The organism is Brevundimonas sp. ABV4_179, from assembly GCF_056311945.1.
On the sequence record NZ_CM149976.1, the window covers coordinates 1666794 to 1680942 of the forward strand.

The following is a 14149-nucleotide window of genomic DNA, read 5'->3' on the forward strand; positions in this document are numbered from 1 at the left end:
GTCCGCCTCGACGACGGACTAGGGCCATTTCACCATGGGCGGCATGGACGACAGGATGGAGTCCACGTTTCCGCCGGTCTTCAGGCCGAACATGGTGCCCCGGTCGTAGAGCAGATTGAACTCCACATATCGGCCGCGCCGGACCAGCTGTTCCTCGCGCTCTTCCGCCGTCCAAGGCTCGGCCATGCGGGCGGCGACGATACGGGGATAGACGTCCAGGAAGGCCAGGCCGATGTCGCGGGTGAAGGCGAAATCGCGGTCGTAGTCGCCGCTGTCGTGATGGTCGTAGAAGACGCCGCCGGTGCCACGCGGCTCCTGGCGATGCGGCAGGTAGAAATACTCGTCGCACCAAGCCTTGTAATTGGCGTGCCAGTCCGGGTCGTGGGCGTCGCAGGCGGCCTGCATGGCGGCGTGGAAGGCCAGGGTGTCGGGGTGGTCCTGACGCCGATCCGCCATCAGCACCGGCGTCAGATCGCCGCCGCCGCCGAACCAGCTTTTTGTCGTGGCGATGAAGCGGGTGTTCATGTGAACCGCCGGCACGCGCGGGCTGACCGGGTGGCAGATCAGGCTGATCCCCGTGGCGAAGAAGCGCGGATCGACGTCGGCGCCGGGCACAGACTTCGCGTAGTCGGCGGGGAAGCTGCCGTGGACGGTCGAAACGTGGACCCCGACCTTTTCGAACAGCCGCCCGTGCATCATGCCCATGACGCCGCCGCCGCCTTCCGGCCTTTCCCAGGGCGTGCGGACGAAACGGCCCGGTGCGCCGGGGAACAGATCGGCGGGTGCCGCGTCCTCCAGCGCCTCGAAGGCGGTGTGGATGCGATCGCGCAGATGTTCGAACCAGGCGCGGGTCTCGACCTTCTTCAGGTCGAGCGGATCGGAGAAGACGGCGTCGCTCATGGGTTCGGTCCTAGACCGACGCGGCGCGTCCGCCAATGTGGCAGAGCCCGAGGCGAACACTTACCGCCATTTAACGTGACCGGAAGCGGAGCCTTATCTACCTCGGAAGCTGGTCTTGATCGTTGGGCGGGGGCGCTGTCATGAAGGGTTTTTCGGTGTCGATCGCGCTTGCGCTGCTGTTGAGCGTGGCGCCAGCGGCGGCTCAAGATCGCGCGTCCCTGCAGGACTATGCGACCGCGATCTCAACGGCATTCGTGAACGATCCCGACGGCTTCATCGCGCGGTATGGATCCACGCCAGCCACAGACCGGCTGGTTCGCGCCGACCTGCCCCGTCTGTCGGGCAGCCCGCACATCATCCGCTGGAACGCACGCGAGAAGACGGCGACCATCCTGCTTTCCGGTCATGCCGAGCTGGACGACAGCGGTAATGAAACCTCTGCTTCGCTTCGATACTCCGGGCTTCACAGCGCGCGCTGGACCGAAATGGGGTGGAAGATCGAGGCCCGAACGCCGTTCAGCGTCAACCGCATCCGCACGCATCGGATCGCTGTCCAGCTTGATCCCAGCGTCGGCCTGTCGGCCGTGGACGAGATGGAGGTTACGGTCGGAACGGACCAGGGCTTCTTCTTCGGGCTGAACACGGGGGCGGTCATAGATGCGGTAACGATCGACGGCCGCTCGGTTCCATTCCTTTTCCAGGACGGGTTCGCCTGGGTCGATGCGCCGAAGGGATCGCACCGCGTCTCGGTCCAGTATCACATCAAGGTCGAGCGCACGCCGGGCGGGAACTCCGCAATGTTCGCCGACGCCTATGGCCACATCCGAAATCAGTACTGGTGGCATCCGTTCTTCGGCTTCGGCGTGGATGAGGGGCTGGCGGACTTCCAGATTTCGATTCGCGCCCCAGAGCGTTTGAAGCTGGCCGTCGATCTGCCTCAGACCGATGCGGTCGTGGAGGGACAGCGGACGGTCGTTGCCCGATCATCGGAGCCGATCGCCGCCGTATCCTTCGCCTATGACGAGGCCTGGGCCCCCGTCGACGCCCGGTTCGGAGAGGTGACGCTCTCGGTCTTCGCCACGCCCGACTATACGCCCAAGACGGATCAGTTAGTCGCCGCCGCGAACGAAACCTGGGACTTGCTCGCGGGCCGGTTCGGCGCGCCGCCGCTGGATCGCATTTCAGTAATCCAGGCCAGGGGACGCAATGGGACGGGATGGCACTTCTTCTCGAACCAGGCCCTGTTTACGGGGGCGGCGGGAGGCGTGCCCTCGCGCATCAATGATTTTCCGGTCAGGGCCTTCTTCGACCATGAGGTGGCGCACCTGTGGACGCGACCATCGGGGGCGGCCCGCAACTTCCTGGCCGAAGGCTGGTCGACCTATGCCGAGGGTCTGGTCATAGAGCGCCGATATGGTGCGGAAGCGCGGCGCTGGTTCTGGAACGATCAGGCGCGCCTGTTCCTGATCAACGAAACGGCGATGGCGGGCGCATTGAACGATGATCCGTCAAACGCGGGGGTCTCCTACGCCAAGGGGGCGTGGACGCTGGCCATGCTGGAACGGGTGCTGGGACGACAGGCTTTCGACACCGGCGTGCGGGCCTATGTCGCCGAACCTCTGGGCCGCACCGACTATGACAGCTTCGTCCAGGGGTTCGGACCTAGTGCGGACGTTGCGCGACGGTTCCTGACGCCCTGGGTCGAAGGTCGCGGTGCGCCGAGGATCGCCCTGGAGCGGCAGGGGGATCAGTTGATCCTGGTGCAGAACGGCGCGGTCTACTGGCTGCCTCGGTTCAGCTGTGGTCTGGAGCGGGACGACGGCTCGGTCGAGTGGCGGACCCTCGAGATCGACGGCGCCCGAACGCCTTTGTCAGGCGCTGACCGCGTCGTTCGTGTCCGGCTGGACCCGGCGGGGGATTATCTTCTTGCCGGCGATCGCGTGCTGGAAGCGAACGCCGTTTCGACGCCGTAGGCCAGGCGTCGAAGCTAGCTTGAGGGCTGACCGACGCCGCCCGTCTGGCGCAGGCCTTCCCACAGGGCGATGCCGGCGGTGACCGACAGGTTCAGAGAGCGGGCGCCCGCGCGTAGCGGCACGACGACGCGGGCGTCGGCGGCGGCGTGGACATGGTCCGGCGCGCCTGCGCTTTCCTTGCCGAACAACAGGATGTCGTCGGGGCGGAAGACGAAGTCGGGCAGGGGCGTGGCGCCCTTGGTGGTCAGCAGAACCAGCCGTCCCGCCGGGCGGTCGGCCTGGAAGGCGTCCCAGTCCGCATGGCGGGTCATATGCGACAGGGGACCGTAATCCAAGGCGGCGCGCTTCATGGCGCGGTCGTCGAAACGGAAGCCCGTCGGCTCGATCACATGCAGATCGACGCCGAAACAGGCCGAAAGCCGGATGCAGGCGCCGACGTTCTGAGGAATGTCCGGTTGAAAAAGGGCGAGACGCATTCTAAGCCCGTTGATACGCGCGGCGAGGGGGTTTGTCGCGGTCTATTTGCGAGCGTTTCGCAAGAAACGTCAGCAGCTTGCGTCAGAGGGGCGCAGGTCAAGGGCCGTGGGGAAATCCCGCGTCGTATGTTGGTTTGGCGCCGCGGCTGGGGAGGCCCTAGGGCTTCTCCTGCGGCGATCGGGAGGTGGAAACTTGGCCGAATCGGTCGTGCATACCCAAGACTCTGGCAATCCCGAGAGCGGCGATCCCAATCGCCGTGACTTCATCTATATCGCGGCGGGCGCCGCAGCGGTCGGCGCGGGCGCCATGATCGCCTGGCCCCTGATCAACCAGATGAACCCGGCCGCCGACACCCTGGCCCTGGCCTCGATCGAGTTTGACCTGACCAAGGTGCAGGAAGGCCAGCAGGTCGTCATCAAATGGCAGGGCAAGCCGGTGTTCGTGCGTTATCGCACTCCGGCCGAGCTGCAGCGCGTCATCGCCGACGACCATGCGTCCGACCTGAAACAGCCCCAGACCGACGCCGAGCGCACCAAGCCGGGGCACGAGAAATACCTGGTCGTCATCGGTTCTTGCACCCACCTGGGCTGCGTGCCGACCTTTGGCGCGGGCGATTTCGGCGGGTGGTTCTGCCCTTGCCACGGCTCGCACTACGACGCCTCCGGCCGCATCAGAAAGGGGCCTGCGCCCCTGAACCTGGTTGTGCCGGACTACGACTATCTGTCCGACACCCGCGTCAAGATCGGCTGAGGACAAGGGGGGATCATGAGCGACCACGAGAGCACCTACGTCCCGAAGACGGGCGTCGAGAAATGGCTGGACAGCCGTCTGCCGATCATTCGCTTTGGCGCGGACTATATGTCCCTGCCGACGCCCAGGAACCTGAACTACTGGTGGACCTTCGGCGGCATCCTGGCCCTGTGCCTGGTGACCCAGATCGTCACCGGCATCGTTCTGGCCATGCACTATACGCCCAACGTCGACCTGGCCTTCGCCTCGGTCGAGCGCATCATGCGCGACGTCAACGGCGGCTGGCTGATCCGTTACGTCCACGCCAACGGGGCGTCGATGTTCTTCATCGCGGTCTATCTGCACATGCTGCGGGGCCTGTACTACGGTTCCTACAAGGCGCCGCGTGAGATGATCTGGATCATCGGCTGCGTGATCTTCTTCCTGATGATCGCCACCGCCTTCCTGGGCTACGTCTTGCCATGGGGCCAGATGTCCTTCTGGGGCGCCGAGGTCATCACCAATCTGATCGGAGCCATCCCCGGCGTCGGCGAGCCGATCCTGATCTGGCTGCGCGGCGGCCCGGCGATCGACAATGCGACGCTGAACCGCTTCTTCTCGCTGCACTATCTGCTGCCGTTCGCCATCCTGGGCTGCGTCGTCCTGCACCTGTGGGCGCTGCACGCGGCGGGTCAGAACAATCCGGTCGGCATCCTGATCCCCAAGGATCGTCAGGCCAAGGACACGCTGCCCTTCCATCCGTATTTCACGGTCAAGGACGGGTTCGCCATCATCCTGTTCCTGATCCTGTTCGCGATCTTCGTCTTCTATCAGCCGAACGCCCTGGGCCACGCCGACAACTATATCCCGGCCAACCCGCTGCAGACGCCGGCGCACATCGTGCCCGAGTGGTACATGCTGCCCTTCTACGCGATCCTGCGCGCCATCCCCGACAAGTTCGGCGGCGTGGTGGCGATGTTCAGCGCCATCGGCGTGCTGTTCGTCCTGCCTTGGCTGGATACGTCCAAGGTGCGCTCCATGCGCTATCGCCCGACGATGAAGGTGTTCTTCATCATCTTCCTGGTGGTCGGCGTGGGCCTTGGCTGGTGCGGCGGGCAACTGCCGGACGCCCATGTGATCGGGTCGTTCAAGACCTTCACCCTCTTCGACGGCGACCTGAACAGCTATCTGTGGCTGACGCGCCTGTTCACCCTCTACTATTTTGTCTTCTTCCTGGTGATCATGCCCTTGGTCGGCCTGAAGGAGCAGCCGCTGCCGATCCCGGCGACCATTTCCGAGCCGGTGCTGACTGGCGCGGACGCCGTCGAGCACAAGGGGTGAGGGGCATGACGATCGGAACCAAGACCATGTCGTTCAAGACGATCATCGCCTCGGCCGCTGTCGCCCTGGGCCTGATGGCGGGCGCCGCGCCCGCCCTGGCCTCGGGCGGGGCCGCGCATCCGCGCTCGGGCGGGTTCAGCTTCGAAGGGCCGTTCGGCACATATGACCAGGGCCAGCTTCAACGCGGCTACAAGGTCTATCACGAGGTCTGCGCCGCCTGTCACAGCATGAACCTGATGCACTATCGGAACCTGGGCGACCGTCATGGGCCGTTCTGGAATCCCAAGTATCCGAACCCGAACGACAACCCGGTCGTGAAGGCCCTGGCTAAGGAAGTGCAGGTCGGCGACATCGACAGCGAGACCGGCGAAGCGATCCAGCGCGACGCCACTCCCGCCGACAAGTTCCGCGCCCCTTATCCGAACGCGACGGCGGCGGCGGCGGGCAACGGCGGGGCGGCCCCGCCCGACCTGTCGGTGATGGCCAAGGCCCGTCACGACGGCGCCAACTACATCTATTCGCTGCTGTCGGGTTATCGGAACCCGCCGGCGGGCCTGACCATCCGCGACGGTCAGCACTACAACCCCTATATGGCCGGCGACCTGACGCCGTTCTGGGACGAGACCAAGGGCCATGTGCCGCCCGGCGGCTTCATCGCCATGCCGCCGCCGCTGCAGAACGGCCAGGTCACCTATGACGACGGTTCGCCCCAAACGGTGGACCAGTACGCCAAAGACGTCGCCGCCTTCATCGCCTGGACCTCGGAACCCAAGATGGTGGAGCGGAAACAGGCCGGCTTCGGCGTGTTGATCTATCTGCTGATCTTCGCGGGCGTCACCTACGCCGCCTATCGCCGCATCTGGAAGGGCGTCGCCCACTAAAGCGGCCGCAAGGCCGAAATCCTTGAGCCCGTCGAAGTTCGCTTCGGCGGGCTTTTCGTTTGCGACGATTGGCCCGCGACACGGAATCGACACGATGGGTTCCGCCGCCTAGGGTCCGCTATCGTTTCCGGCTGTGGGGCCCTTCATGCGTTTCGTCTCTTCCTTCGCCGCCATGCTGTTGGCCGGCGCCGCCCTGTCGGCCTGTGCGACCGCGCCAAATCCTGCGGCGGTCCATGCCGTTCCCGCCTTCGATGCGGCGCGCATCTCGCAGGACATCAAGACCCTGTCGGACGACAGTTTCGAGGGGCGCGGCATCGCCACCCCGGCGGAAGAGAAGGTCATCCGCTATCTGAGCGAAGGCTACGCCGCCGCCGGCTTCCAGCCGGGCGGGCCGAATGGTCAGTGGACACAGGACGTGATCCTGAACCGTTTCGTCCAGTCCAACGTCCACGCCTCGCTGAAGCTGGGCGACTGGACCCTGCCGATGACCCAAGGGCGCGAGGTGGCGATCTCGACCCGCCGCCCGGCCCAGCACGTCAGCCTGAAGGATGCCCCGCTGGTCTTCGTCGGCTACGGCATCAAGGCGCCCGAGCGGAACTGGGACGACTTCAAGGGTCAGGACCTGCGCGGCAAGATCCTGGTCGTGCTGGTCAATGACGCCGACTTCGAGGAGCCGGCGCTGAACACCTTCGGCGGCAAGGCCATGACCTATTACGGGCGCTGGACCTACAAATACGAGGAGGCGGCGCGCCAGGGCGCGGCGGGCGTGTTGATCGTCCATGAGACGGCGCCGGCGTCCTATGGCTGGCAGACGGTGGCCAACTCCTGGGGCGTGCCCCAGTTCGACATCCTGCGCCAGAACGCCGCCGCCGAGCGCGTGCCGATGGAGGGCTGGGTCCAACGTGACGTGGCCGTCGATCTGTTCCGCCGCGCCGGTCTGGATTTCGAGGCTCTGAAGGTCAAGGCGCGCAGCCGCGACTTCCAGCCCGTCGCCCTGACAGGGGCGTCCTTCTCGACCGAGTTCGACGTGGCGACCAACCAGGTCACCAGCCACAATGTCATCGCCCGCCTGCCGGGCGCGACCCACCCGGACGAGACGGTCCTCTACACCGCCCACTGGGATCACATCGGCATGGGCGAGCCGGACGCCACCGGCGACCGCATCTTCAACGGGGCGGTGGACAACGCCTCGGGCACGGCGGGCCTGCTGGAACTGGCGCGAATGTTCGGTCGCGCGCCGCGCACCGAACGCTCCATCGTCATGATCAGCTTCACCGGCGAGGAAAGCGGCCTGCTGGGTTCGGAATACTATGCGGTGAACCCGGTCTATCCGCTGGCCAAGACAGTCGGTGGCTTCAACATGGATTCGATGAACGTCTATGGGCGCGTCACGGGCCTGGGCGTCACCGGATACGGCCAGTCGGATTTCGACGAGCGGCTGGCGGCGGCGATCCAGCCGCAGGGGCGGACCCTGGTTCCCGATCACGAGAACGCGGCCGGCACCTATTATCGCTCGGACCACTTCCCCCTGGCCAAGCGCGGCGTGCCGATGGCCTATGCCGGAAGCCGTGGCGACTTCCGCGACGCGCCGATCGCCGCGCGCGAGGCGGCGAGGGCGGAGTATGGGGCCAAACGTTATCACCAGGCGGCGGACGAGTGGTCGCCGGACTGGGACTATCGCGGCATGATCGAGGACCTGCAGGTCTTCTACGACGTCGGCCGCGCCCTGGCTGAAAGCCGCGACTGGCCGCAGTGGAAGCCGGGATCGGAGTTCGGGCCGGTGCGGGCGACCACGGCGTCAGAGCGTCGCTGATTTCCGCACAGTGTTTGGGGCGGGGCGGGGAGGCATCTCCGTCCCGTTCGCCGTTTTCGTATCGAGTTAAGCCTATGATCCTTCGTCGTTCCCCCTTCGTGGCCTTTGCGGCCCTGGCGCTGGCCGCCTGCGCCACCGCGCCGGTCCCTGCGCCGCGCCAAGCGGCGGACGCCTTCGCCGCCGCCTCGGCCGCGACGCCACAGTTCAGCGCGCAGCGCCTGTCGGACCACATCAAATACCTGGCGTCGGACGAGTTGGAGGGACGGTTCCCCGGCTTGGTCGGCGAACGGCTGACCCTGGCCTATCTGCAGGCGCAATATGAGGCGATGGGGCTGGAACCGGGCGGTCGCGACGGATCGTGGCTGCAGCCGGTCGATCTGCTGCGGTTCACGCCTGAGCGGGCGCCGACGGCGGCCTGGACGGGGGCGGACGGTGCGCGCCACGTGCTGACCTCGGGCGCCGACATCACCTTGCGCGCCGGGGCGGCCGATCCGGCGGTCAGGATCGCGGGCGCGCCGCTGGTCTTCGCCGGCTATGGCGTTTCCGGCCCGATATGGGACGACTATGGCGCGGCCGACCTGACCGGCAAGATCGTCGTCGTGCTGCGCGGGCAGCCGGCCAGCATGGGGGCGGACCCCAACTTCTACGGCTCGACGACCCACAAGATGCAGGAGGCGCTGAAGCGCGGGGCGGTGGGGGTCATCACCCTGCAGGAGCAGGACGGCCGCTGGCGCCGGGCCGTGGCTGGCGCGACCCGACCGCAAATGACGATCAAGGGCGCCCAGGACGCGCGGTTCACCGGATCGATCAACATGGCGGCGGCCACGGCCATCGGCGGCCCGGTGCTGGAGACGGCTCTGGCGCGGGCCAAGACCGGCGCCCTGGGCGGCGCGGTGGATTTGGGCGCACGTCTGGACGTGGATATCGCCGAAACCACCGAAGTCATCCACTCCAACAACCTGCTGGCCAAGATTTCCGGCACGGAGCGGCCGGGCGAATATGTCTTCTATTCCGCCCACTGGGATCACGTCGGCAAGGCCAAGACGCCCAACGCCGAGGGCGACGACATCTTCAACGGCGCCTGGGACAATGCGTCAGGCACCGCCGGCCTGATCGAGATGGCTCGGGCGTTCAAGGCGGGGCCGGCCCCGAAGCGCACCGTGGTCTTCCTGCACGTCACGGCCGAGGAGCAGGGGCTGCTGGGGTCCGAAGCCTATGCCGCCGATCCGGTCTATCCGCTGGCCAGGACGGCGGCGGACATCAACATCGACATGCTGCCCTTCACGCCCGCGACGCGGGACGTGGCGGTGTTCGGCGTCGGCAAGTCGGAGTTGGAGGACATCCTGGGGCGGTTCGCCGCCGTGCAGGGGCGGGTGGTGACAGGAGACGGCTATCCCGAGGAAGGCTTCTACTACCGCTCGGACCACTTCAACTTCGCGGCGGGCGGGGTGCCGGCCCTGATGCCGTGGACCGGGCGCGATTTCATCGAGGGCGGGATCGAAGCGGGCAAGCCCTATTACGAGGGGCAGATGGAGCGCTATTACCACAAGCTGACCGACGAATGGCGGGCCGACTATGATTTCACGGCGGCCATGCAGAACCTGGACCTGCTGTATCGGCTGGGCCTGACCGTGGCGGACAGCGAAAGCTGGCCCGCCTGGAAGCCCACGGCCGAGTTCAACGCCATCCGGGACCGCACGGCCGACCAGCGGCGGTAGGCGTCAGGCCGCGCCGAAGGGGTAGGGGCTGACAGACTTGGACCAGTCGTCGACGGCCAGCGGGCGGTCGATGGGGGCCGCGGCGCGTTCGGCGCAGGGGTGGCGGTGGCACAGGCGGCAGGCCGGGCCGATGGGCGTCACGTCCGGGCTGTCCAGGTCCAGGCCGCGCGCGTAGGCCAGGCGATGGGCGTGGCGCAGTTCGCAACCCAGGCCCACGGCCAGGTCGTGGCTCTCGCCATAGCCGTCGTGACCCTGGCGCTCGACCGTGCGGGCGAAGGTGAACCAGCGATTGCCGTCCGGCGTCTCGATGATCTGGGTGACAATCCGGCCCGGCGTGCGGAAGGCCGAATGCAGTCGCCAGCGCGGGCAGGCGCCGCCGAAACGCGAAAACGGAAAGGCCCCGGCCGCATAGCGTTTGGAGATATTGCCCGCCTGATCCACCCGCATCAGGAAGAAGGGCACGCCCCGCGCGGTGGGGCGCGACAGGGTGGTCAGTCGGTGCGCCGCCTGTTCGTAGCTGACGCCGAACCGTGCCTGAAGCCGGGCCAGATCGTAACCGCCGTCCTCGGCCGCCCGCTGGAAGGCGGCGTAGGGCATCAGGACGGCGGCGGCCAGGGTGTTGGTCAGGGCGACCTTCAGCAGGGCGCGGGTGGCGGCGTCGGGCGCGCCGGACGCCTCGACCATCTGGTGCAGGGCCGGACCCTGTTCGACAAGGGCCAGTTGATAGGCGATGGCGAAGGCGCGTGACGACGGGCCCAGCGTCTCCGACAGCAGCAGGCGACGGCGGTGCAGGTCGTAGCGGCGCGTCCATTCCACCATGACCTCGGCGGGCAGGGTGCGGACGCCCAGATCGTGGCGTGCGGCCAGACGCTGGCGCGCGGCGGGTTCAAAGCCATCGGCGTGGACCGGCGCCTCGGCCGCCAGGGTCTCGGCCAGGGCCTCGCCCATCTGGTCCAGGTCGGGGAAGTGGTTGCCGCGCGACTGGATATATTCCCGCACCCAGTCGGCGGGGCTGGATTCGATCAGGCCTTCTCCGGTCTCGGCGGCGGCGCGGGCCTTGGCGCGGCCGTCGTCGAACGCCTGATAGAGTCGGAGCAGGGCGTCGGCGACGCCGGGCGCCTCTTCCAGCAAGCGCACCAGCTCATGCCGGGGGGCGGACAGACCCTTGAACAGGGGGTCGGCCAAGACCTCCGTCAGGCGCGCCTCGTCAGCCGCGCCCGCCTGGTTCAGGCTGCGCAGATCGACATCGTAGGTGTCGGCCAGCCGCAGCAGAAGCTGGGCCGAGACGGGTCGTTGGTTCCGCTCTATGTGATTGAGATAGCTGGGAGAAAAGCCCAGGTCGGCGGCCATGGCCGTTTGAGTCAGGGCAAGGTCGCGCCGCAGGCGCTTCAGCCGGGCGCCGAGGAACAGTTTTCGGTCGGCGGAGGCGTCCATACGTGCAGAATGTCACAACATGACTGATTGTGCAAAGTCGTGTTGTGACAAAGTGACTTATATATGGTGGTTCGCGCTGTGTCATTCGTGACTTCGCCGTGTTCTTGTCTCCGAGACGGCGGCTGCGGCCGCGCCTTTCCCAGAGACGAGTTCGACCATGACCACCTTCGCCGACCTGGTTCCTTCGCCCGCCGGCCGCTTCGACGGCATCGAGCGCCCCTATACGCCAGAGGACGTCCTGCGCCTGCGCGGTTCGGTGCCGGTCACCCATACGCTGGCCGAGCGGGGCGCGAACCGCCTGTGGGAGCTGCTGCACACCGAGCCCTTCATCAACGCCCTGGGCGCCGTCACCGGCAATCAGGCGATGCAGATGGTTCGCGCGGGTCTGAAGGCGATCTATCTGTCGGGCTGGCAGGTCGCGGCGGACGCCAATACGGCGGGCGCCATGTACCCCGACCAGTCGCTGTATCCGGCCAACGCCGCGCCGGAACTGTGCCGCCGCATCAACCGCACCCTGCAACGCGCTGACCAGATCGAGCACGCCGAGGGCGGAGCCAAGCGCGACTGGTTCGCCCCCATCGTCGCGGACGCCGAGGCCGGTTTCGGCGGCCCGCTGAACAGCTTCGAGATCATGAAGGCCTTCATCGAGGCGGGCGCCGCGGGCGTCCATTTCGAGGACCAACTGGCGTCGGAGAAGAAGTGCGGACACCTGGGCGGCAAGGTGCTGATCCCCACCCAGGCGCATGAGCGCAACCTGGTCGCCGCGCGCCTGGCCGCCGACGTCATGGGCACGCCGACCATCACGGTCGCCCGCACCGACGCCGAATCGGCCCAGCTGATCACCTCGGACATCGATGAGCGCGACCAGCCCTTCATCGACCGCGAGAACCGCACGCCCGAGGGCTTCTTCCGCCTGAAGGAAGGCACGGGCCTGGACCACTGCATCGCGCGCGGCCTGTCCTACGCCAATATCGCCGACCTGCTGTGGTGGGAGACCAGCCACCCGGATCTGGACGACGCGAAGAAGTTCGCGGAAGCCGTGCAGAAGAAGCATCCGGGCAAGCTGATGGCCTACAACTGCTCGCCGTCGTTCAACTGGGAGGCCAAGCTGGACAAGGCCACCATCGCCAAGTTCCAGCGCGAGTTGGGGGCCATGGGCTACAAGTTCCAGTTCGTGACCCTGGCGGGCTTCCACGCCCTGAACAACTCGATGTTCGAGCTGGCGGACGGTTATCGCGACAACGGCATGGCGGCCTATTCGGAGCTGCAACAGCGCGAGTTCGCCAACGAGGCGCGCGGCTACACCGCCACCCGCCATCAGCGCGAAGTCGGCACCGGCTATTTCGACCAGGTCGCCACGGTCATCTCCAACGGCACATCGTCGACCACGGCGCTGAAGGACTCGACCGAGACCGCCCAGTTCACCACCGCGGCTTAATCAGAAAAGGAACCGCACAAATGGAACCGCTGACCCGAACCGAAGCCATCATCGACTTCTGCCTGGCGCCCCTGGCGCTCGACAGCGGTACGGAGGCCGAACGCGAAGTGCGTCGTCGCATGACGCACGTGCTGCGAACCTATCAGTCCAAGACCGCGACGCCGGTCGCCGTGGACTTCTCGTCCATGCCGTCGCAGGTCATCAACGAGGCGGCCCACGGCTACGAATAGGCCGCCGCGTATGAAAAAAAGGCCCGTCCCGAGCGATCGGGGCGGGCCTTTCGTCGTTCGTGATCGGGCGACCTTAGCGGGTGGTCGGGCCGGTGTTCAGCGATTGAGTGGTGGCGACGGCCGGCGTTGCGGCCGGGGCCGATGTCTGGGCCGGCGCCACAGCGGCGACGGGCGTGCGGGCCGGGGCGCCGGTTTCCTGGGGATCGCCGACGATGATGGTGGTGATCTGGGTGGCCTCGGTGGTGCAGGTCGCCAGATCGCGGGTCACGTGACGGCCCAGGCAGAAGATGTCCTCATAGCTGGGACGCGAGGCGGCCAAGCATTGGAACAGCATCAATTTGGACATGCTCAAGCAGAACTCGCTGTTCGGCTCGTGCGTCAGGGCCTCGGTGTTGGCGCGCGCCTCGTCGCCGCCGGCGCCCAGGGCGCCCAGGGCCGCGATGGCCAGCGAACGCACGACCGCCGGGGTATAGGGCGGACCCTTGCGCGACGGTTCAAGTCGCAGGCCGGTTCCGCTGTTGCCAGCGGCGAACAGCTGGGCCGATTCCTCGGCCGACGGCAGCATATCCACCTCGGACAGGTGTTTGGCGCCCTCCAGCCGGACCTCGCGGTTGGCGATGGGGGTGGTGGCCCAGCGTCGGCGCGGATCGCTGCGGCCCTGGATCGTATAGGCGTCCTGTTCGATGCCCTCGGCGATGGCGCGCATGGCGACCGAATCCTTGCCGATAGTGCTGGCGATCAGGCCGGCGGCGGCGTCGGCGCCGGGCAGGGTGGCCGCGTAGGCTGGGTCGGCGACGATCTGGGCCACGATCTGCTGACGCTGCGTCGGATCGATGGCGTATTGACGCACGCCCGCGACGAACTCGGGCGACTGCATGGCGATGATGGCGCCATAGGCGATCAGGCCGCGCGACAGCTGTTCGGCGTCATAGGAGGCGCCCTTGCGGATCGCCGCCTGGATCGACTCCGCGTCCGGGAAGCCGCCCGGCTGGATGGTGCGGGCTTCGCGCAGGAAGGCGACATAGATGGATGCGGCTTCGGCTACGCCCTGGTTCAGCGAAATGGGCGGCGGCTGGCGGGCGGCCAGTTCAGCCGCAAGACGTTGAGCCTCCAGCTCGGCCTTGGAGGGTCCGCTCTCGCAGCTTGCGAGTATCATGGCGGCGACGAGGGCGACGGCGGAGACGCCGCGGCGCAGGGGGGCCGATTTCATTGGAA

The 14149-nt window shown here is 67.0% G+C and carries 12 protein-coding genes; 8 read left to right on the forward strand and 4 right to left on the reverse strand.

Features of this window, described 5'->3' with window-relative positions; genetic code table 11:
- Positions 1-18 precede the first annotated feature (18 nt).
- Positions 19-900, reverse strand: coding sequence for an oxygen-dependent coproporphyrinogen oxidase (gene hemF, locus ACYX4P_RS07885; protein ID WP_248119538.1), 882 nt, complete (start codon positions 898-900; stop codon positions 19-21).
- Between the two features lie 140 nt (positions 901-1040).
- Here hemF and ACYX4P_RS07890 point away from each other — a divergent pair, with 140 nt between their 5' ends.
- A complete protein-coding gene (locus tag ACYX4P_RS07890; protein ID WP_476070240.1) occupies positions 1041-2873 on the forward strand; it encodes a M1 aminopeptidase family protein in 1833 nt (610 codons plus the stop codon).
- 14 nt (positions 2874-2887) lie between these two features.
- On the opposite strand, the gene ACYX4P_RS07895 is transcribed toward ACYX4P_RS07890, so the two are convergent.
- Complete coding sequence (locus tag ACYX4P_RS07895) at positions 2888-3349, reverse strand: tRNA (cytidine(34)-2'-O)-methyltransferase (RefSeq protein ID WP_248119540.1); 462 nt, start codon at positions 3347-3349, stop codon at positions 2888-2890.
- 193 nt (positions 3350-3542) lie between these two features.
- Between ACYX4P_RS07895 and petA the strand changes: the two genes are divergently transcribed.
- The 5 genes from petA to ACYX4P_RS07920 all read left to right on the forward strand — a co-directional run bounded on the left by petA (position 3543) and on the right by ACYX4P_RS07920 (position 9832).
- Complete coding sequence (gene petA / locus ACYX4P_RS07900; protein WP_248119541.1) at positions 3543-4100, forward strand: ubiquinol-cytochrome c reductase iron-sulfur subunit; 558 nt, start codon at positions 3543-3545, stop codon at positions 4098-4100.
- A 15-nt stretch (positions 4101-4115) separates the two neighbouring features.
- Positions 4116-5420 carry a cytochrome b gene (locus ACYX4P_RS07905; RefSeq protein ID WP_248119542.1) on the forward strand — a complete coding sequence of 435 codons (1305 nt, stop codon included), beginning with the start codon at positions 4116-4118 and terminating at the stop codon, positions 5418-5420.
- Positions 5421-5425: 5 nt separating this feature from the next.
- The gene (locus ACYX4P_RS07910) at positions 5426-6301 is read left to right on the forward strand and encodes a cytochrome c1 (RefSeq protein ID WP_248119543.1); all 876 of its coding nucleotides are present in this window, start codon (positions 5426-5428) and stop codon (positions 6299-6301) included.
- 145 nt (positions 6302-6446) lie between these two features.
- Positions 6447-8114 carry a M28 family metallopeptidase gene (locus tag ACYX4P_RS07915; protein WP_248119544.1) on the forward strand — a complete coding sequence of 556 codons (1668 nt, stop codon included), beginning with the start codon at positions 6447-6449 and terminating at the stop codon, positions 8112-8114.
- A gap of 74 nt (positions 8115-8188) precedes the next feature.
- Entirely contained in the window at positions 8189-9832 is a 1644-nt protein-coding gene (locus ACYX4P_RS07920) for a M28 family peptidase (RefSeq protein WP_476070241.1), read from the forward strand.
- 3 nt (positions 9833-9835) lie between these two features.
- On the opposite strand, the gene ACYX4P_RS07925 is transcribed toward ACYX4P_RS07920, so the two are convergent.
- A complete protein-coding gene (locus ACYX4P_RS07925; RefSeq protein WP_248119546.1) occupies positions 9836-11266 on the reverse strand; it encodes a helix-turn-helix domain-containing protein in 1431 nt (476 codons plus the stop codon).
- A gap of 157 nt (positions 11267-11423) precedes the next feature.
- Here ACYX4P_RS07925 and aceA point away from each other — a divergent pair, with 157 nt between their 5' ends.
- Positions 11424-12704 carry an isocitrate lyase gene (gene aceA / locus ACYX4P_RS07930; RefSeq protein ID WP_248119547.1) on the forward strand — a complete coding sequence of 427 codons (1281 nt, stop codon included), beginning with the start codon at positions 11424-11426 and terminating at the stop codon, positions 12702-12704.
- A 20-nt stretch (positions 12705-12724) separates the two neighbouring features.
- On the forward strand, positions 12725-12934 hold the full coding sequence (locus ACYX4P_RS07935) for a hypothetical protein (RefSeq protein ID WP_248119548.1): 210 nt from the start codon (positions 12725-12727) through the stop codon (positions 12932-12934).
- A 73-nt stretch (positions 12935-13007) separates the two neighbouring features.
- On the opposite strand, the gene ACYX4P_RS07940 is transcribed toward ACYX4P_RS07935, so the two are convergent.
- Entirely contained in the window at positions 13008-14144 is a 1137-nt protein-coding gene (locus ACYX4P_RS07940; protein ID WP_248119549.1) for a hypothetical protein, read from the reverse strand.
- Between the last annotated feature and the right edge of the window lie 5 nt (positions 14145-14149).

What these genes read in the sequence shown, in the direction of transcription:
- ACYX4P_RS07925 (WP_248119546.1), bottom strand. Translation starts at nt 11,266, where the DNA reads ATGGACGCCTCCGCCGACCGAAAACTGTTCCTCGGCGCCCGGCTGAAG.
- ACYX4P_RS07890 (WP_476070240.1), top strand. Translation starts at nt 1,041, where the DNA reads ATGAAGGGTTTTTCGGTGTCGATCGCGCTTGCGCTGCTGTTGAGCGTG.
- ACYX4P_RS07940 (WP_248119549.1), bottom strand. Translation starts at nt 14,144, where the DNA reads ATGAAATCGGCCCCCCTGCGCCGCGGCGTCTCCGCCGTCGCCCTCGTC.
- hemF (WP_248119538.1), bottom strand. Translation starts at nt 900, where the DNA reads ATGAGCGACGCCGTCTTCTCCGATCCGCTCGACCTGAAGAAGGTCGAG.
- aceA (WP_248119547.1), top strand. Translation starts at nt 11,424, where the DNA reads ATGACCACCTTCGCCGACCTGGTTCCTTCGCCCGCCGGCCGCTTCGAC.
- ACYX4P_RS07895 (WP_248119540.1), bottom strand. Translation starts at nt 3,349, where the DNA reads ATGCGTCTCGCCCTTTTTCAACCGGACATTCCTCAGAACGTCGGCGCC.
- ACYX4P_RS07905 (WP_248119542.1), top strand. Translation starts at nt 4,116, where the DNA reads ATGAGCGACCACGAGAGCACCTACGTCCCGAAGACGGGCGTCGAGAAA.
- ACYX4P_RS07920 (WP_476070241.1), top strand. Translation starts at nt 8,189, where the DNA reads ATGATCCTTCGTCGTTCCCCCTTCGTGGCCTTTGCGGCCCTGGCGCTG.
- ACYX4P_RS07910 (WP_248119543.1), top strand. Translation starts at nt 5,426, where the DNA reads ATGACGATCGGAACCAAGACCATGTCGTTCAAGACGATCATCGCCTCG.
- ACYX4P_RS07915 (WP_248119544.1), top strand. Translation starts at nt 6,447, where the DNA reads ATGCGTTTCGTCTCTTCCTTCGCCGCCATGCTGTTGGCCGGCGCCGCC.
- ACYX4P_RS07935 (WP_248119548.1), top strand. Translation starts at nt 12,725, where the DNA reads ATGGAACCGCTGACCCGAACCGAAGCCATCATCGACTTCTGCCTGGCG.